Here is an 18140-nt window from a genome sequence, read left to right on the forward strand (position 1 = left end):
GATCCGCCTGGTGCTCGTGGCCAATGGCGCCGGCGCGCTTGCCAATTCGGTGGTACCCACTGGCGCTGCCGAGCAAGCGCTCGACACACCCAGCGCCGTCCAGACCGGCATCAAGATCAACCGCCCCTTCACCGTGGCCCCTGATACGTTGACCGATCTGGTGCTGGACTTCGATGCTTGCAAGTCGATCGTCACACGCGGCAACAAAACCTATGGGCTCAAGCCGGTGGTTACCGCTTTACCAACGGTGGTGAGCGGCACTGTCGCCGGTGTGGTGGCCTCCGCGCCAGGCGCCCAGGTATTTGCTGAACGCAACGGCGTCGTGGTCAAGGCGACCGTGGCTGACGCCAGCGGCAATTTCACGCTGTCGCCGATCGAGCAGAGCAGTACCGCCGGCAATGTGGACGTTGTGGTTGTGCCGACCTCGGCCACCGGGCGCGGCACCGGCATCGTGCGAGGCGTGCCGGTCGTGGCACGCAGCAGCACTGTCGTCGCGACGGCTGCTGCACCGCTCAACCTGCCGGCCTCAACGTTTGGCAGAGTCTCCGGTACGATCACCCCCATCACTGCGGCGGGAACCGTCCGTGCCTTGCAGCAAACTGGCGGCGGTACCTTCGAGATTGCCGCCACCGCGGCGGCGTCGGATTCGGGGGCCTACAGCTTGTTCCTGACGCAGCCGGCATTGCCGCTGGCTGGACCTGCGGTTGGCACATACCAGACCCCGCTGCCGGCTGGGGGGATCCTGCTCACGCAGGATGGCACTGTGGCAGGCAAGTACAGTATCCAGGCTACGAGTGCCAGCGGGTCGGTCATCACTCAGCCAGTCACCGTGACCACAACAGGCGTGTCCCAGAACTTCGCATTCTGACGTGCGGGTGCCACTGCCGCGCCGACACTCAAACCCAATAAGAGAGTAGCAACAGATGAAATTCCTATTCGGAGCCGTGCTGACCGCCACGCTCATGGCCGGCTGCGCCGTCTACACACCCGGCGCGGCCGTTGTTGTCCCGGCCGGAGTGGTCGTCGACTCGGGGCCGGGTCCCGGCTTCTGCCCACCCGGGCAGGCAAAGAAAGGGCGTTGCTGAGCACGCGGCGTTTTCCTGAGCAACTTCGGACGTAGGAGAATCGCATGAACAAGATCCGCTTGTTTTCCCTGATCGCAACTTCCATCCTGGCGGCGACCTCGGTAGCCGCYCACGCGCAGCATGGCGGCGGCATGGGCGGGGCGGCTCGAGCCGGCGGTGATTTCGGTGGCCGCTCGGGCAGTCAGATCAGTAGCCGTGGCCTGATCAATAGCAATGGCCCAAATGCGGGTGACCGGGACAAGGGCCGATCGCGCGCTGAGGACCGCAGCGAAATGCGCACGGGTGACCGGCACGGAAAGGTGCATTCGAGCAGCCGCAAACATTAGCCACCGATGGCCTCCGCTGTGAGGCGGCCAATGTACGCCAGCTGACAGACATCCGGGGACGCGCCGGGAACGATTCATCCTTTGACCTTGGAGGAGTCGAATGAACAGCATCCTTGGGAAGTACTCTCCGATGGTGGCGATATGTCTGGGCGCTGCGCTCCCAGCGACCGGCGTGTTTGCTCAAGAAGCCTACGATATAGTCGGAACGTGGACGCTTGTCTCATCAGTTCTCGATAAGGACGGAAAGAAGATCGATCAGTTCGGTCCAGGGGCGAAAGGGATGATGATTCTGGATGCCCAAGGCCGGTTTATGCTAACCATCATTGGGGCGGATCTGCCAAAATTTGCCTCCGGTAATCGCGCTGCTGGTTCGCTAGAGGAAAACAAGGCGGTAATCGGCAAGAGCGTTGCCCTCTTCGGCACCTACGCCTTAAATCCGGAAGGCAAGAGCCTCACTCTCAATATCGATAAATCGACCTTTCCAAACTGGGACGCAACCGAACAGAAGCGCTCCGTGGTCGCGCTCAGCCGAGACGATCTTCAATACATGACTGCGCAAGCGTCCGGGGGCGGCTCCGCGACGGTAACCTGGAAGCGCGCAAGATAGACGGGCGTAATGGCGAATGCCAAGGATCGGCTCCGATCGACCTGGATTGGGGAGCTAAAAGGAGCGACCGTTCAAGGCAGATTCTGTCCGCACGGACTTCCCTCAAGAGTCAATATCGGGACAATCCGATCTGCGGCGTTTGCGCATGCAAGCGCCGAGATGGCGGTGACAAAGCGATATCGTCTTCATCACGCCATCTCGGGCGATCGCTTCGGCAACGTGACAATGCCTCTGTCAGGGCACCAGGACGGTGGACCCTACTGTCTTGCGGGACTCGAGCGCCCGGTGCGCGTCGGCGGCATCGGCCAGGGCAAAGGTCTGCTGGGGTTCGCTCACGATGCGGCCGGCCAGCACGTGGTCGAACAATTCCCTGGCCATGTCCAGCATGTGTGCGCGCGGCTGGATATAGTGCATCATGGCGGGCCGCGTGAACCAGATCGATCCCTTCGCGGCCAGCATCTGGGAGTCGACAATCACGGCTCCCGACGAGGTGCCGTTGCTGATCAGCGAGCCCCGCGGCTGCAGGCAGTCCAGTGAGGCTTCCAGCGTGTCCTTGCCCACCGAGTCATAGACCACCGGAACACCCTTGCCGTCGGTGATCTCCTTGACGCGCTGCACGATGTTCTCGCGCGAGGTCACGACGGTGTGCGCACAGCCGTTGGCCTTGGCGATCGCGGCTTTCTCGTCGGTACTCACGGTTCCGATCATGGTGACGCCCATCGCCCGCGCCCACTGGCATGCGATCAGCCCCACGCCACCCGCAGCCGCGTGGTAGAGGATGGTCTCGCCACCCTGGAGCGGGTAGACCTGACGGAACAGGTATTGCGCCGTCATGCCCTTCATCATCAGCGTGGCGGCGGTGCGGTCGGAGATGCCATCGGGCAGCGGGATCAGCACCGCCGCCGGCATCACGCGCACCTGGGAGTAAGCGCCCTGCGGCCCGATCAGGTAGCCGACGCGGTCACCCACGCGGATGTCCGTCACGCCGGAACCCACGGCCTCGACCACACCGACCGCGTCGGAGCCCAGCCCGTTGGGCAGCGCCAGCGGGTAGCGGCCGGTGCGGAAATAGATATCGATGAAGTTCAGCGCGATGTAGCTGTGGCGCACGCGGGCCTCGCCGGGGCCGGGCTCGCCGACCTCGACGTCCTCGAACTTCAGCACTTCCGGGCCGCCGGTTTCATAGAAGCGAATGGCTTTTGACATGTTTGTATTCCTGTGTATGTTCCGAGGGGTCCCACGCGGCCGACTCAGTTGGTCGCTGACAGTCAGGCGATGGGTTCGTGGCCAGGCCAGGCACTGAATGCATCAACGCGCCGGGGCATGGCCAAGCCCGATCGCTCACTGGTTGAACTTGATGTTGTACGCCTTGACGATCTGCGCGTTGCGCTCGTACTCGGCATRCGTCATTCTGGCCAGCGCTTCGGGGTTTTCGCTGACCATCGGAGAGAAGCTGAGCCCCATCAGCTTCTCGCGTACTTTTGGCGTCGAGGCTACCTTGGTGACCACGGCATTGATCCTGTTCACGATGTCGTCGGGCACCTTGGACGATACGATGACGCCCACCCAGTTCGAGAAATCGATGATCTCGGGGAAGCCCTGCTCCGCCATCGTTGGCACATCGGGCAGTTGCGCCAGCCGCATCGTGGTCCCGACACCGAAGGCCTTGAGCTTGCCTGCCTTGATCAGGGGCAGCGAGGTCACGGCACCGTCGAACATGATGTCGACCTGGCCGCCCATCACGTTCTGCAGCGCGGGTGGCGAGCCCGGGAAGGGCACGTGCTGCAGGTCCAGCCCGGACTTGCTGGCGAAGATGGCGCCTGCGTAGTGCGAGCTGGTTCCCGCGGTGTAGGACGCATAGCTTCCCTGGCCACCCTTGGCGGTCTTGAGGTAGCCGATCAACCCTTTCAGGTCCTTGGCCGGCACCGTCGGCGTTGCCACCAGGACCATGGCGGAGCGGGCCACCATCGTCACCGGCTTCACGTCCTTGACCGGATCGAAACCCGTCTTCATCACCAGCGGAATTTCGGTCAGGATGTTGCTTGCAATGACCATGATCGTCTGGCCATCCGGTGGCGCGAGATTCAGTCCCTGCACACCGATGGCGCCACCGGCGCCCGGCTTGTTGTCGACGATCACCGGTTGGCCGATCTCGGTCGAGATGGCCTCGGACAGCACCCGCGCCACGACGTCCATCGTGCCGCCGGCGGGCGCCGGCACCACGACCCTGACCGGCTTTTGCGACCATGCGTTTGCCGCCAGAGGCGCCGCGCACAGGGCGATGGCGACCCCGAGAAGCGTCGCGCGCTGGCGGTACCTGGTTGCTTGCTTCATCCTTGTCTCCTCGTTGTAGTTGTAGTTGTAGTTGTAGTTGTAGTTGTAGTTGTTGTCGTTGTCGTTGTTGGCCAGGGCGTGGCGACGCTCAGGCGATCTTGCGCAGGTGGCCCTGCTGGCGACCGATGCGGTTTGGCGCGAAGCCGTTGGCCGCCAGGGACTCCTCCACGGTGTCGTAGAACACGCCGATCTTGGAAATCTCGCGCGCCTGCTGCGCAGTGGCGATCGGACGGCCGAACTCGCGTGAAATGCGCACCAGTTGCTCGATCTGCTGGACCGTGCTGAACTTCCTGGTGCGCTGCTGGTTCCAGAGGTTGTCCTCGATGCCGCAGCGCACATGCAGGCCCATGGCGATGCCCATCATGTTGATCGGCAGCACGTTGAGCACGGAGCTTTCCACCGTCAGCACGGCGCCATCGGGCACGGCGCGCACAATGTTGGCCATGTTGTAGATGTTGGGCGCGTCCATGCCGCCGCTGATAGCCACCCAGTTCATGACCAGCGGGCCTTTGTAGATGCCCCTGCGCATCAGGCGCTCGACCGACTCGAAGCTGTTGATGTTGTAGCACTGGAAAGCGCTTTGGATGCCGGCGGCCGACAGGCGGCGGATGTGCTCCTCGACCCAGCCAGGCTGCGAGGGCACCGTCATTTCCTTGTACGCCTGAAAGGTGGCCGGATCTTCCATCGACGTGCCGCGCAGGTCTTCGTAATCGAAGTGCTCCAGCACATTCATCTGCGAGGTGTTCACGGTCACCGTGACCTGGTCGGGCTTGGGATCGAGATCGGCGAGCATGTGGCGCGTATCGTCGGATAGCCACTTGGCGGCGGCGCCATCGGTCTCCGGCGCGAAGGAGATCGAACCACCCACCTGGATGATCATCTCGGGCACGGCCTTGCGCACGCCGGCGACCAGCTCGTTGAATTTGGACAGCCGCTTGGAGCCGCGGCCGTCGAGTTCGCGCACGTGCAGGTGCAGCACCGTGGCGCCCGCGTTGTAGCAGTCCACCGCCTTCTGGATCTGCGCCTCCATCGTCACCGGGATGTCCTCGGGAAAATCAGAAGGGACATAGGACGGCGCGTAGGGTGCTGCCGTGATGATGAGCGGCTGCTGGTTTTCGGGGAACAGGTGTCCGTCGAGAAAGTTCATGGCGTGTCTCCTGGGTGGGAAAGGAAGAAAGGCGATAGGGTTGGCGGGAGTGAGAGTCAGAACACCTTGTCGCCGACGATGCCGGCGCGCTCCATCTTGCGATGGCAGGGCGGGTAGTCCATCACGGCGTAGTGCTGCGTCGAGCGGTTGTCCCAGATGGCGATGCTGTTCGGCTTCCAGCGCCAGCGCACCTGGTACTCGGGGATCAAGGCCTGGCCGATCAGGTACTGCAGCAGCGCCGATCCGCCTTGCGTGAAGTCCTGGCCGTAGCGCACGTTGGCCGACGTGTGGAAGTTCGAGAAATGGGTGGCGAAGCCGTTGACGAACAGCACCTTCTCGCCGGTCTCGGGATGGGTGCGCACCACGGGATGTTCGGCATCCGGGTACTGGGCCTTGAGTGCCAGGCGCTTCTCGATCGGCATGGCCGCACCGAACGTGGCTTCGATGCTGTGCCGCGCACGCAGGCCAGCGATCTGGATCTTGACCTGCTCGGGCAGCTTGTCGTAGGCCAGCGCCATATTGGCCCACATGGTGTCTCCGCCCACCGGCGGGCATTCCACGCAGCGCAGCACGCAGCCCATTGGCGGCGACTCGCGCCACGTGGCGTCGCAGTGCCAGCCGTTCTCGTAGCGGTCGTTGGGGGCGTCCGGCGACTTGTAGATGCGCACCAGGCCCGGGTGATCCGGGTCGCTGCCGGCCACGGGGTGGTCCTCGAGTTCGCCGAAGCGGCGCGCGAAGCCCACATGCTCATCGCGCGTGATGTCCTGGTCGCGCAGGAACAGCACCTTGTGCCTGAGCAGCGCGGCCCTGATCTCGGCGAACAGGCCATCGTCGTGCACGGCGTCTGCCAGGTTCACGTTTACGAGCTCGGCACCTATGGCGCATGTCAACGGTTCGATATGCATGGCTTGTCTCCTTGTTTTCTTGTTCAGATCACCAGGACGAACGATCCCGTGGTCTTGCGGGACTCGAGGTCGCGGTGAGCATGGCCGCTACATGCGGCGCGTAGCACTGGTCGGGCCGCTCTTGCGTTGAGAGCTGCCGCTGATGCTTGCCTGGTCAGCGGTACAACGTGGACTCGGCGCTGTTCGAGAGACGCCCGGCGTCAAGCCGCTCGATCAACTGCGTGGCCATCGGCCAGGGGCCATAGCCAGATGCCGGGTTCAGATGACCGACCTCGCCCAGGTCCACCGTGTCACTGCCCCAGGCCCGCGCGAGTTCGATCACCCTCGGCAGTTCGCCCAGCGGATCGTTCTGGCTGGTAGCAACCAGGCTGGGAAACGGAAGCCGCTGGCGTGGGACCGGGAGCCAGCCACTAGCGTGGATCGCGGACAATGTCGGGTAGCCTTCCGGCATGGGGCGCTCAAAGTCAGGCGGACACGCCAGCAATGCGCCCTGGATGCGTGCCGCGTGTGCGGTTGTCAGGGCCCAGTGGGCAAGCATGATGCAGCCCCCGCTGTGGGCGACCAGCAGTACAGGACCGCCAATGTCTGCCACCGCCTGCTCAATGGCCGCGACACGGCGAGAGCAGTCCAGGTTTTCGCGCCCCATTGGCGGCACTGTGCGGGCATTGGGCAGTCGCTCGGCCAGCAATGTCTGCCAATGCCCGGCAACCTGGTCACGCAGGCCGGGGACGATAAGCACAGTGGATGTTGTCATGATCGAATTCGATTTGAGGTGATGCTGCGACTCGGGTCTGTCAACAGCTGGCTTTTGCGCATGAGGTCCGGCGTAAAGACTGAAGCCACGCTGCGCTCCATTGACCCCGCCCCGCCGGGCATCGGGGATCAGATGCACATCAGAAGACTATCGCTGCAAGATCGAATGTGATGTATTATTTGGGACATTCAATATCTAAATTGGGACATCCCCATGCCCAGTTACACGCCCTTGATCCGAAGCGCCAGTCTTACCGGCTACACGGAACTGGCGCGCCACCATGGACTCAACCCTGAGGCGATGCTGCGCAAGGTGGGGTTGAGTCCCCGGAGCCTTCTCGACCCCGATATGCCGGTCAGTACCATGGCGGTACGCCAGCTGCTTGAGGACAGTGCTTTGATGGCAGGCGTGGAAGACTTCGGCTTGCAACTGGCCATGGACCGGCGGCTGGCCAACCTGGGCCCGATCAGTTTCGTGATGCGCGAAGCGCCGAATGCCCGGCAGGCGCTGGACAACCTGTGTCGCTATATGCGCCTGATCAATGCGTCGCTGTTGACTCGCATCGAAGACTTCGGCGACGCCGTATTGATTCGCGAAGAGATCCTGGCCACCGGCAAGCACCCGGTGCGGCAGTCCATTGAAATGGCCGTGGGCGTGCTATACCGCACGATCCAGGAACTATTGGGGCCAGCCTGGCGGCCCCGAAGCGTCTGTTTCGAGCATCGTCAACCGCACGGTGCCACGTGTCACAAAGCGTTGTTCGGCGCGGCGGTTGAGTTCAATGCAAGTTTCAATGGCATCGTCTGTGCCGCAAAGGACCTCGCCGCGCCCATGCCGGCCAATGACTACCGCATGACGCCATATGTCCGTCGCTTTCTCGATCAGGCCCTGTCTGGATCCGATGAAAGTGCGACGCACACCGTACGGCAGGTCGTGGTTGCCATGTTGCCCGGGGGCAGGTGTACATCGGACCAGGTGGCAAAGCACCTTGGCGTGGATCGCCGGACTTTGCATCGCCATCTCGCCGCGGAAGGCACGGGCTTTTTGTCGCTGCTCCAGTCGGTCCGGTCTGAACTCGCCGCCCGCCAGATCCTCGACAGCGATCGTTCCCTCGCCGAACTCGCCGATCTGCTCGGCTTCTCGAGTCCCAGCGCTTTCGCTTTCTGGTTCAGGAAACATTTTGGCATGACGGTTTCGAGCTGGAAGCAAACTTCACAGGCTGCCGCAAATGCACCGCCGCAACGTGGCTGATCTGTGTCCCCTCACTGCCATCTCCGCACCGAGGCAATTGACGGCGCAGAGAGTCGATGAGAAAAAGCGCCGATCCGCCTTGGATGGCCACTCGATACGCATCACCGCCGCGGCATCGTTGCCGGATACAATTCGGCAGCGCCTGACCTGTCCAATACCGACCTGACCCCAATCCATGCCTAACCCCACCCGGGCCTTCCTCCTCGGCCCGCTACTGAAAGGCGTTTCACGTTCTTTCTACCTGACGCTGCGCGTGCTGCCCGCCGGGATGCGCGATCCCGTTGGCCTGGCGTATCTGCTGGCCCGCGCCGCGGACACGATCGCCGACACTTCGCTCATTCCGCCGCGGCAACGGCTGGATCTGCTCCTGTCGCTGCGCGATCAGGTCAACGGCGCCGCGGACGACGGGACGTTCCTGCGACGCATGGCGGTGGAAGTCGCGGGGCAGCAGACGCAGTCCGACGAGAAGGTCCTGCTCGAGTCGCTGGGGCCCGCGCTGTCGATATTGTCCCAGTTGAGCGAGTCCGACCGGGCGGCGGTACGCGAGATCGTGACGACCCTGACGACGGGCATGGAGTTTGATCTCCGTACCTTCCCCGACGAATGCTCCGGGCAGATCGTCGCGCTTCGCGAACCGGAAGAGCTTGACCGGTACACCTACCTGGTTGCGGGATGCGTGGGGGAATTCTGGACCAAGATGACCTATGCGCACATGCCGGGAACACTCAAGGGTAGCCCGGAGACCATGCTGCACCGTGGCGTGCGCTTCGGAAAGGCACTGCAGTTGACGAACGTCCTGCGTGACTGCGGCAAGGACCTGCGCATTGGCCGCTGCTATCTGCCAGCCACGATGCTGGACCGGTTTGGATTGACGCCGCAAGATCTCTTGCTGCCGGCCAACGCCCTGCGCGCCCAACCGCTGCTGTTCGAGCTGATCCGCGAAACGCTGGATCACTTCCGGGAGGCGGTTGAATACACGCTCGCCATCCCGGCGTTCTCCATCCGGTTGCGGCTGGCGTGCCTGTGGCCGGTCCTCATCGGCCTGGAAACCCTGCTGCTGCTCGTCAACAACGACGATTGGCTCGACCCCGGAAAAGTCTCCAAGGTACGACGCAACAAGGTGTACCAGATCGTGGCGGCATCGGTGCCGCTGGTGGTCTCCGACAAACTGCTGCGTTCCTGGGTTGACGGGCTGACCGGAAAGATCGAAGCCCGGCTGGGTAGCTGACGGAACGCCGCCTCACCGGGCGACGTCCTCGCTGCCCGACGCGCTCAGGCTGCCGTCCGCGGCGGTTGCGGCCAGGGCCGCTGCGCGGGACGCATCTCCTCCCAGGCCCTGGCCATCTGCAGGACGCCCAGATCGTCGAAACGCCGTCCGGCAATCTGCAGGCCGATGGGCATGCCCTCCGCCGCGTACCCGCAATTGACGGATGCCGCGGGCTGCTCGGAGAAGTTGTAGACGATCGTGAAGCTTGCCTGGTGAATCGGCTCGACGCCCTCGTATTCCACATGCGTCTGTTCCGCGCCAAACGCAGGCTGCGGGAAAACGGGCGAGAACACATAGTCGAAATCGCGCGTGGCGGCCACGGTCGCCGCGCGCAGCGCCAGGCCTTGGGCGTGCGCCTTGTATAGCTGCTCGGCGCTGACCTCCTGGCTCTTTTGCACCGCCCACTGGATAGCTGGCGACGCCTTTCCGCGCCGCGCTTCGGGCAGCGCGGAAAGGTCCATGCGTGTGCGCATGGCCCAGAAGCGGCTGATACCTTCGAGCATGCCCGGCTCGATCCACGGCCGGATCGGTTCGACGACCGCGCCGGCCGCTTCGAATGCCCTGGCCGCCCTCTCCACCGCTTCGCGCACATCCGGATCGAGCGGGATGCCGCAGTCGAGCTCAAGCCACAAGCCGATGCGCAGGCCCTTGAGGCTGCGATCCAGCCGGTTCCACTCGATAGCCTGGTAGGGCAAGCTCATATGGTCGCGCGCATCGGGCTGCGACAGCACGCGCATCATGAGCGCGGCATCCGCCACGGTGCGCGTCATCGGACCGGCGGYGCGCGCCGCATAAGGCGGATCGATCGGAATGCGGCCAAGGCTCGGCTTGAGCCCGAAGATGCCGCAGAAACCGGCCGGCCCGCGCACCGAGCCACCGATGTCCGTGCCGACATGCAGGGGACCATAGCCGGCCGCCGCTGCCGCGCCCGCGCCCGAACTGGAGCCGCCCGTATTCCGGCTGAGGTCCCATGGATTGCGCGTCAGCGGGTGAAAGCTGGACATGGCCGCGCCAAGCATGCCGAGGTCCGGCATCGTGGTCTTGCAGAGGAACACAGCCCCGGCTTCACGCAAGCGCGCCGCCGGGGGCGCATCCTTCGCGGCCGGGACCAGCTCGGTCGCGGCGCAGCCCAGCGGGACGGGCACCCCTTGCGTGGCGATGTTCTCCTTGATCGTCACCGGCACGCCGTCCAGCGCCCCTTGCGGCGCGCCGCGCTGCCAGCGCGCCTCGGACTCGCGTGCCATCGCCAGCGCGCGCTGCGTGTCGAGGGCATAGGCCGCATGGATATGCGGCTCCCATGCTTCCATTTGCGACAGCACGGCCTGGGTCACCTCCACTGGCGATAACGCCTTGCGGGCATAGAGGTCGAGCAGCGTCGTGGCGCTCAGCGCATTAAGGGCGGTTGTCTCGTTTGTCTCGTTGATTGTCATTGGGTCATCCATCGGTGAAGGTGCATCAGTGCATCAGCCAGCACCGGATTCGCAACCCCGGCACGGGAAACCAAGAATCTATGCGGCCCGCTTGGGCTTGACCCTGGCCGCGCCTTCATGGCCGGCGTCCCTCGCACGGTGCTCGAGCGTATCGGTCAGCTTGTCGATGCAGCGATTGAACGTCTTGAGCTCCGCCTCGGTCAGCGTGGCCAGCAATGCCTTCTCCAGCGTATTGCCGCGCTCGTAGGTTCGCTTCACCATGCTCTCGCCCTCCGCGCTCAGGAACAGATTGATCTGCCGGGCATCGAGTTCGCCGATCTGCCGGCTCAGCAGCCCTTGCCGCACCAGCGCGCTGACCAGCTTCGACACCTGTGTCTTTTCGAGCAAGGTGAGTTCGATGAGCCGGCTCAGGGTCAGCCCCGGCTCCAGCGCAACCAGGCGAAGCACGCGCAGGTCCCGCACCGTGACGCCGAACTCGTTTTCGTAGAACTGCGAACCCGCCGCCTTGCTCAGCTCGCTCAGCCGATCGAGCCGGAACGACAGGTATTCGAGGATGGGGTGGTCGGAGGATGGCATGGCAGGCTTCGGAGAATTAGTCGATATCGACAACAGATTCTCGTTGCAATAGTTGCTTCGTGCAACTAAGCAAAAATACCTAGGCCTTTGCCTTGACGCGACAAGGGGTCGCCTTTCACCTCTCGCCTCTCGCCTTTCGACGCGAAGCACCAAAGCAAAAGGCCTGCACGAATGCAGGCCTTTTGCTTTCTATCTTGGTGCCCAGGAGAGGACTCGAACCTCCACAGTGTTGCCACCGCTAGGACCTGAACCTAGTGCGTCTACCAATTTCGCCACCTGGGCTAGGTGAGGAGGCGCATTTTACCTAACGGATCGGAATTTGCAAGTGCTCCGCATAGCGAACCGGAAGAAAAACATCGCCTTGCCCCGAAGCGCATCGTGCAACTGCTGCCATCAACGGGACGATCAGCAAAATCCCTCCCGGCCCTGGGCCGGAAGGGAGCGGTCAGGGATAGCGCAGGTACAACCCGCCCCGACCGGAGGCAGCGGAACTTCCTTAAGCCTGCGCAGCCGCCAGCGCCGCGTTCAGCGTCTTGCTCGGGCGCATCACGGCATCCAGCTTCGCGAAGTCGGGCTTGTAGTAACCGCCGATGTCCGCTTCCTTGCCTTGCACGGCCGACAGTTCCGCCACGATGGCCTGCTCGTTGTCGGTCAGTTGCTTGGCCAGCGGCGCGAACTGCGCGGCCAGGGCTGCATCTTCGGTTTGCGCCGCGAGTTGCTGGGCCCAGTACATGGCCAGGTAGAACTGGCTGCCGCGGTTGTCCAGTTGCCCGGTCTTGGGCGACGGGTTCTTGTTGTTCTCCAGCAGCTGGCCGGTGGCGGCATCCAGCGTCTTGGCCAGGATCTTGGCCTTGGCGTTGCTGGTCTTGATGCCCAGGTCTTCAAGCGACACGGCCAGCGCCAGGAATTCACCCAGCGAGTCCCAGCGCAGGTGGTTTTCTTCCACCAGTTGCTTGACGTGCTTGGGCGCCGAGCCGCCCGCACCGGTTTCGTACATGCCGCCACCGGCCATCAGCGGGACGATGGAGAGCATCTTGGCGCTGGTGCCCAGTTCCATGATGGGGAACAGGTCGGTCAGGTAGTCGCGCAGGATGTTGCCGGTGACCGAGATGGTGTCCAGGCCGCGGATGACGCGTTCCAGCGTGTAGCGCATGGCGCGCACCTGCGACATGATCTGGATGTCCAGGCCGGTGGTGTCGTGATCCTTCAGGTAGGTCTCGACCTTCTTGATCATCTCGGCTTCGTGCGGACGGTACGGGTCCAGCCAGAAGATCGCCGGCATGCCGGAGTTGCGGGCGCGGGTAACGGCCAGCTTGACCCAGTCGCGGATCGGCGCGTCCTTGACCTGGCACATGCGCCAGATGTCGCCCTCTTCCACGTTCTGCACCAGCAGCACTTCGCCCGTGGCGATGTCCACGATGCGGGCTTCGCCGGCTTCGGGCACTTCAAAGGTCTTGTCGTGCGAGCCGTATTCCTCGGCCTGCTGGGCCATCAGGCCGACGTTGGGCACGGTGCCCATGGTGACCGGGTCGAAGTTGCCGTTGGTCTTGCAGAAATTGATGATTTCCTGGTAGATGCGGGCGAACGTGCTTTCCGGGATCACAGCCTTGGTGTCCTTCGGGCGGCCGTCGGCGCCCCACATCTTGCCGCCGATACGGATCATGGCCGGCATCGAGGCGTCCACGATCACGTCATTGGGGGCGTGCAGGTTGGAGATGCCCTTGGCCGAATCCACCATCGCCAGTTCCGGGCGATGCTCGTGGCAGGCGTGCATGTCGCGGATGATTTCCTCGCGCTTGGAGCTGGGCAGGCTTTCCAGCTTGTCGTACAGGTTGACCAGGCCGTTGTTGACGTTCACGCCCAGTTCGTCGAACAGCGCGCCGTGCTTGGCAAAGGCTTCCTTGTAGAAGATCTTCACGGCGTGGCCGAACACGATGGGGTGCGAGACCTTCATCATCGTGGCCTTCACGTGCAGCGACAGCATGACGCCGGTCTTGCGCGCGTCTTCCATCTGCTCTTCGTAGAAGTCGCACAGCGCCTTCTTGCTCATGAACATGCTGTCGATGATCTCGCCGTCCAGCAGCGAAACCTTGGGCTTCAGCACGATGGTCTTGCCGCTCTTGGTGACCAGCTCCATCTTCACGTCGCGGGCGCGGTCCAGGGTCATGGACTTTTCACCGTGGTAGAAGTCGCCGTGCTTCATGTGCGCCACGTGGGTACGCGAAGCCATGCTCCACTCGCCCATGCTGTGCGGGTTCTTGCGGGCGTAATTCTTCACGGCGGCCGGTGCGCGGCGATCCGAGTTGCCTTCGCGCAGCACGGGGTTCACGGCGCTTCCCAGGCACTTGGAGTAGCGCTGGCGGATGGCCTTCTCGGCATCGGTCTTCGGGTCTTCCGGGAAGTCAGGCACGTTGTAGCCCTTGGCCTGGAGTTCCTTGATGGCGCCGACCAGCTGGTGCACCGAAGCACTGATGTTGGGCAGCTTGATGATGTTGGTGTCCGGCAGCAGGGTCAGGCGGCCCAGTTCAGCCAGGTTGTCCGGGACGCGCTGCGCTTCGGTCAGGAATTCCGGGAATTCGCCCAGGATACGGCCCGCCACCGAAATATCGCTGGTGGTGACGTCGATCCCGGCCGGCGCGGTAAAGGTGCGGATGATCGGCAGGAAGGCGCTGGTCGCCAGCAGCGGCGCCTCGTCGGTCAGCGTGTAGATGATGGTGGGTTGCTGGGTACTCATTGCTTCTCTCAGGGTCAAGAAATGGGTTGGAGAACGCCACCGGCTGGGTCGCAGCCCGGCAGTAACGTCGAATTTTGCCTGATTTTGCTTCAGGGGGCTCAAACACGGGATGGCTTTTTGCATTATGAAATGCACAAAACACGCTTTGCCTGCCCGGCTGGTATCCCGCTACGGCCTATCCCGGCTGCCTTGCGCGCCGCCAGGGGACTCGCCATCGGCCTTCGGCCAGCCAGCCCCCTCCTGCGCCGCCTCCACGAAGGCGCGATGCCCGCAAGCCACCGCCCCGGGAATACCCGCATAGGAAAAATCGGGCCGCTGACCAATTATGATAATTATGATCATAAATAGAGTCAGCAATGCCTCACGCCCCCAAGCCCGGGTTATCCGGCAGCAAGCGCGTAAAGCGCGTCGATCAGGTAGTCAACGGTATCAAGCGCTGGATTGTCCAGACGCACCAGAAAGTGGGCGGCAAGTTGCCGCAGGAGGCGGCGCTGATCGAGCAGATGGGCGTCGGCCGCGGAACGGTGCGCGAAGCGCTGACCGCCTTGCAGGTGCAGGGCCTGGTCACCGTCACTACCGGGCCCAACGGAGGCGCCACGCTGACGCAGCCCTCCTACGTCCAGTGCCTGGAGGCTGTCTCCAACTTCCTCTACTTCCAGCCGGTCGATATCGCGACGCTATATGCCTTGCGCCGCGCGGTTGAGCCCGAACTGGCAGCCAATGTGGCATTGCGCCTGACCGAGGCCGACCTGGCCGATCTCGATGCGCTGATCGGCCTGAGCCATCCGGCGCATGGCGGCAGCGAGGACTGGAACGAGCGCCGCGAAGCGGATCTGCTCTTTCACGACCGGCTCGCCGATGCCTGCAGCAGCCCCATGCTGGCGCTGTTCTGCCGCCTGCTCAACGACATCATTCGCCGCGTGATCGTGGTACGCAACGCACAAGAGAGTTTCGACCGCTTCGACGACGAGATCGTCCACAGCCACACGGCCCTGATGGATGCATTCCGCGCGCGCGACGCCGACCGTGCCCGGGCACTCATGCAAGAGCATATGGCGCACGCCGAAGCCCTGGCCCTCGAAGCCGAGTCGCGGGTCGACCGGAGCAGCCTGCTGATCAGTCCGGGCGACTGACCTTGGCCGCGTGGGTCTCGCCCGCCGGCACCGCCCCCTCCCCGCCATACTCCCATCAGCCGTCGGCCAATGGGGGCGGGATCGTTTTTGCTCTAATTTTTGGAGTCCCACGTGAAACCCCATGAAACGCTGTGGCGCTGGAGCGCCGTCGACATTGCCGCCGCGGTACGGCGGCGCGAGATATCCTGCCGCGAGGCCACGGCCAGCGCACTCGCTCGCATCGAACAGCTCAACCCGAGCCTCAACGCCCTGGCTGAAGTGCTGGCCGAGCAGGCCCTGGCCAGCGCCGATGCGGCCGACCAGATGACCGCGAGCGGAGCGCAACTCGGGCCGCTTCACGGCGTGCCCGTCACGATCAAGATCAATGTGGACCAGGCGGGCCATGCCACTACCAACGGCGTCATCCCGTTGCGGGAGAATATCGCGCGCGAAGACGCCCCGGTGGTTGCCAACTGGCGCAATGCCGGCGCCATCATCGTCGGGCGCAGCAACACGGCCACCTACTCGTCGCGCTGGTTCACCGACAACGGTCTGCACGGGCGCACGCTGAATCCCTGGAACCCGGATATCACGCCTGGTGGGTCCAGCGGTGGCGCCGCTGCCGCGGTGGCCTGCGGCATGGGCGCACTGGCACATGGCAATGACATCGGTGGCTCCATCCGTTATCCGGCGTATGCCTGCGGCGTGCCTGGCCTGCGGCCCACGACAGGCCGGGTACCCGCGTACAACCCCACTGCCAGCGTCGAGCGCGGCATCACACCGCAACTCATGTCGGTGCAGGGACCATTGGCACGCAACATGGCCGACCTGCGGCTTGGATATCACGCGATGGCGCGCCATGACGCGCGTGACCCCAGTTGGGTGCCGGTACCGCTGGAACTGCCGCCGCCAACGGGCCCTATCCGCGTGGCGCTGTTCAAACGCTGCCCCGGCATCCCCATCGATCCAGCAATCAGCGAAGCGTTGGACAGCGCGGCGCATTGGCTGCAGCAGGCCGGCTACGCCGTCGAGGAAGCCGCGCTGCCGGACTTTGTGGAAGCTGCCGCCCTGTGGCGCACGCTGACGACTGACGACAGCCGCCGGAATATCGTCGCGGGCGTGGAACAACATGGCGACGACGCCATGCGGCGCAGCCAGCGCAACATGCTGGCGGGCATGCCGGAGACCGACCGCGACGGCTTCCTCGATGCACTGGCCCGGCGCCAGGCACTGGGCCGCAACTGGTCGGTCTTTCTGCATGAATATCCGCTGGTGTTGATGCCGGTGTCATGGCAGCGCCCATGCCCGCAGGACGCCGATATCGGCACGCTGGAACAAACCCACGCCCTGCTTGACGCCCAAAGCCCGCTGCTAGCCACTGCCATGCTGGGCGTGCCGGGCCTCTCGGTGCCCACAGGCATGGCCGGCGGCGTACCCGTCGGCGTGCAACTGCTGGCCTGGCGCTTCCGGGAGGATCTGCTGCTGCAGGCAGGCCAGGTCATAGAAGACGCCGCGCGCTTCACCCCGTTCACCGCCCGATAACAACCCCCGCAATCAAAACAGGAGACTCCCATGAACGAACGCAACCCGACTTCCCCTGCGCGGTTTTCGCGCCGGGCCATGCTGGCCGGCACCGCCGCCGCCCTGTGCACCGGCAGCCTGATCTCGCGCGCCGCATGGGGGCAATCCGTGTCTCGCATCATCGTGCCATTCCCGGCCGGGGGACCAGCCGATTTCATGGGCCGTCTGCTGGCCGAGAAACTCAAGGAAACGCTTGGCCGGACCGTCATCGTCGACAACCGGCCCGGTGCCGGCACCCGCGTGGCGGCGGAGGTATTGAAGAACGCTCCGGCAGACGGCCATACCGTGCTGCTGGCGCCGGTCGATCCGATGTTCATCGGCCCGTTGATCTATAACAATATGCGTTTCAATCCCGCCACCGATTTCAGGGCGATCACCGACGTGGCCGGCGTTCAGTTTGGCCTGGCGGTCAATGCAAACTCTCCGGCCAGGACACTGGCCGAGTTTGTCCAGGCGGCCAGAGCCCGTCCCGCTGACCATTCGATCGGCATCAGCACGGTTGGTACCCTGCTCCACTTCCTCGCCGGGGAATTCGTGGCCCAGTCCCGTACCGGCAGCACCCTGGTGCCCTATCGCGGAGGCGGCGCCCTGGTGACGGACTTGATGGGAAACCAGATTGCGGCGGGCATGGACGCGACGACCTCGTTCATGGAGTACCACCGCGCCGGCAAGCTCCGCGTGCTGGCGGTGGCCGGCGACAAGCGCGCGGATGCCCTCCCCGACGTGCCCACCTTTGCGGAATCCGGATTTCCAAACCTGGTGACCTCGTCGCGCTACCTGCTGTACGTGCGCGCCAACACCGCGCCCGAGGTGTCCGCGCAGTGGTACCAGGCCGCGCGCAAGGTGCTGGCCATGCCCGATGTCCGCGAGAAGCTGGGCCGCACCGGTTATGACTTGCTGCCTGGCGGTACGGCTGACGAAGTCGCCAAGTATGCGAACGCGCTTGCCGCTCGCTGGACGCCGGTCATCAAGGCATCCGGCTTCAAAGGCGACTAAGTCCTGGAGACGCCAGCGCGAGCCAGGGGCACGCG

Annotated in this window: 16 protein-coding genes and 1 tRNA gene; 8 read left to right on the forward strand and 9 right to left on the reverse strand. The window is 64.1% G+C overall.

Annotation, left to right across the window (positions count from 1 at the left end):
- The 3 genes from AC1DKD_RS12685 to AC1DKD_RS12695 all read left to right on the forward strand — a co-directional run.
- Positions 1 to 868: DUF4382 domain-containing protein (locus AC1DKD_RS12685; protein WP_477143346.1), on the forward strand; the 868-nt coding region annotated here is incomplete at its 5' end.
- Between the two features lie 261 nt (positions 869 to 1129).
- On the forward strand, positions 1130 to 1411 hold the full coding sequence (locus AC1DKD_RS12690; RefSeq protein WP_441626720.1) for a hypothetical protein: 282 nt from the start codon (positions 1130 to 1132) through the stop codon (positions 1409 to 1411).
- Positions 1412 to 1511: 100 nt separating this feature from the next.
- On the forward strand, positions 1512 to 2018 hold the full coding sequence (locus AC1DKD_RS12695) for a lipocalin-like domain-containing protein (RefSeq protein ID WP_441626721.1): 507 nt from the start codon (positions 1512 to 1514) through the stop codon (positions 2016 to 2018).
- Positions 2019 to 2252: 234 nt separating this feature from the next.
- Here AC1DKD_RS12695 and AC1DKD_RS12700 read toward each other — a convergent pair whose 3' ends face one another.
- From AC1DKD_RS12700 to AC1DKD_RS12720, 5 genes are all read right to left on the reverse strand, one after another.
- The gene (locus tag AC1DKD_RS12700) at positions 2253 to 3224 is read right to left on the reverse strand and encodes a quinone oxidoreductase family protein (RefSeq protein WP_441626722.1); all 972 of its coding nucleotides are present in this window, start codon (positions 3222 to 3224) and stop codon (positions 2253 to 2255) included.
- Positions 3225 to 3359: 135 nt separating this feature from the next.
- Positions 3360 to 4352, reverse strand: coding sequence for a Bug family tripartite tricarboxylate transporter substrate binding protein (locus AC1DKD_RS12705; RefSeq protein WP_477143347.1), 993 nt, complete (start codon positions 4350 to 4352; stop codon positions 3360 to 3362).
- A gap of 88 nt (positions 4353 to 4440) precedes the next feature.
- Positions 4441 to 5499, reverse strand: a complete 1059-nt coding sequence (locus AC1DKD_RS12710) for a beta-keto acid cleavage family enzyme (RefSeq protein WP_477111501.1) — start codon at positions 5497 to 5499, stop codon at positions 4441 to 4443.
- A 56-nt stretch (positions 5500 to 5555) separates the two neighbouring features.
- On the reverse strand, positions 5556 to 6404 hold the full coding sequence (locus AC1DKD_RS12715) for a TauD/TfdA dioxygenase family protein (protein ID WP_441626728.1): 849 nt from the start codon (positions 6402 to 6404) through the stop codon (positions 5556 to 5558).
- A gap of 154 nt (positions 6405 to 6558) precedes the next feature.
- Entirely contained in the window at positions 6559 to 7158 is a 600-nt protein-coding gene (locus AC1DKD_RS12720; RefSeq protein WP_441626730.1) for an RBBP9/YdeN family alpha/beta hydrolase, read from the reverse strand.
- A 213-nt stretch (positions 7159 to 7371) separates the two neighbouring features.
- On the opposite strand from AC1DKD_RS12720, the gene AC1DKD_RS12725 reads away from it, so the two are divergent.
- Both AC1DKD_RS12725 and AC1DKD_RS12730 read left to right on the forward strand, forming a co-directional pair.
- Positions 7372 to 8409 (forward strand): AraC family transcriptional regulator, encoded by a 1038-nt coding sequence (locus tag AC1DKD_RS12725; protein WP_441626732.1) that lies wholly within the window; start codon positions 7372 to 7374, stop codon positions 8407 to 8409.
- Positions 8410 to 8584: 175 nt separating this feature from the next.
- The gene (locus AC1DKD_RS12730; RefSeq protein ID WP_441626734.1) at positions 8585 to 9637 is read left to right on the forward strand and encodes a phytoene/squalene synthase family protein; all 1053 of its coding nucleotides are present in this window, start codon (positions 8585 to 8587) and stop codon (positions 9635 to 9637) included.
- A gap of 44 nt (positions 9638 to 9681) precedes the next feature.
- On the opposite strand, the gene AC1DKD_RS12735 is transcribed toward AC1DKD_RS12730, so the two are convergent.
- From AC1DKD_RS12735 to AC1DKD_RS12750, 4 genes are all read right to left on the reverse strand, one after another.
- On the reverse strand, positions 9682 to 11106 hold the full coding sequence (locus AC1DKD_RS12735; protein WP_477143348.1) for an amidase: 1425 nt from the start codon (positions 11104 to 11106) through the stop codon (positions 9682 to 9684).
- Positions 11107 to 11184: 78 nt separating this feature from the next.
- Entirely contained in the window at positions 11185 to 11682 is a 498-nt protein-coding gene (locus tag AC1DKD_RS12740) for a MarR family winged helix-turn-helix transcriptional regulator (RefSeq protein WP_441626738.1), read from the reverse strand.
- A 195-nt stretch (positions 11683 to 11877) separates the two neighbouring features.
- Positions 11878 to 11964 (reverse strand) — tRNA-Leu (locus AC1DKD_RS12745).
- Positions 11965 to 12178: 214 nt separating this feature from the next.
- Complete coding sequence (locus AC1DKD_RS12750; protein WP_441626740.1) at positions 12179 to 14416, reverse strand: NADP-dependent isocitrate dehydrogenase; 2238 nt, start codon at positions 14414 to 14416, stop codon at positions 12179 to 12181.
- 356 nt (positions 14417 to 14772) lie between these two features.
- Here AC1DKD_RS12750 and AC1DKD_RS12755 point away from each other — a divergent pair, with 356 nt between their 5' ends.
- From AC1DKD_RS12755 to AC1DKD_RS12765, 3 genes are all read left to right on the forward strand, one after another.
- Positions 14773 to 15549, forward strand: a complete 777-nt coding sequence (locus AC1DKD_RS12755; RefSeq protein WP_441626742.1) for a FadR/GntR family transcriptional regulator — start codon at positions 14773 to 14775, stop codon at positions 15547 to 15549.
- A gap of 111 nt (positions 15550 to 15660) precedes the next feature.
- Positions 15661 to 17070, forward strand: coding sequence for an amidase family protein (locus AC1DKD_RS12760; protein WP_441626744.1), 1410 nt, complete (start codon positions 15661 to 15663; stop codon positions 17068 to 17070).
- A 30-nt stretch (positions 17071 to 17100) separates the two neighbouring features.
- Positions 17101 to 18105, forward strand: a complete 1005-nt coding sequence (locus AC1DKD_RS12765) for a Bug family tripartite tricarboxylate transporter substrate binding protein (RefSeq protein ID WP_441626746.1) — start codon at positions 17101 to 17103, stop codon at positions 18103 to 18105.
- Positions 18106 to 18140 lie beyond the last annotated feature (35 nt).

Source organism: Cupriavidus sp. 05T313 (assembly GCF_056396665.1).

What these genes read in the sequence shown, in the direction of transcription:
- AC1DKD_RS12725 (WP_441626732.1), top strand. Translation starts at nt 7,372, where the DNA reads ATGCCCAGTTACACGCCCTTGATCCGAAGCGCCAGTCTTACCGGCTAC.
- AC1DKD_RS12710 (WP_477111501.1), bottom strand. Translation starts at nt 5,499, where the DNA reads ATGAACTTTCTCGACGGACACCTGTTCCCCGAAAACCAGCAGCCGCTC.
- AC1DKD_RS12730 (WP_441626734.1), top strand. Translation starts at nt 8,585, where the DNA reads ATGCCTAACCCCACCCGGGCCTTCCTCCTCGGCCCGCTACTGAAAGGC.
- AC1DKD_RS12750 (WP_441626740.1), bottom strand. Translation starts at nt 14,416, where the DNA reads ATGAGTACCCAGCAACCCACCATCATCTACACGCTGACCGACGAGGCG.
- AC1DKD_RS12695 (WP_441626721.1), top strand. Translation starts at nt 1,512, where the DNA reads ATGAACAGCATCCTTGGGAAGTACTCTCCGATGGTGGCGATATGTCTG.
- AC1DKD_RS12720 (WP_441626730.1), bottom strand. Translation starts at nt 7,158, where the DNA reads ATGACAACATCCACTGTGCTTATCGTCCCCGGCCTGCGTGACCAGGTT.
- AC1DKD_RS12715 (WP_441626728.1), bottom strand. Translation starts at nt 6,404, where the DNA reads ATGCATATCGAACCGTTGACATGCGCCATAGGTGCCGAGCTCGTAAAC.
- AC1DKD_RS12755 (WP_441626742.1), top strand. Translation starts at nt 14,773, where the DNA reads ATGCCTCACGCCCCCAAGCCCGGGTTATCCGGCAGCAAGCGCGTAAAG.
- AC1DKD_RS12700 (WP_441626722.1), bottom strand. Translation starts at nt 3,224, where the DNA reads ATGTCAAAAGCCATTCGCTTCTATGAAACCGGCGGCCCGGAAGTGCTG.
- AC1DKD_RS12740 (WP_441626738.1), bottom strand. Translation starts at nt 11,682, where the DNA reads ATGCCATCCTCCGACCACCCCATCCTCGAATACCTGTCGTTCCGGCTC.
- AC1DKD_RS12765 (WP_441626746.1), top strand. Translation starts at nt 17,101, where the DNA reads ATGAACGAACGCAACCCGACTTCCCCTGCGCGGTTTTCGCGCCGGGCC.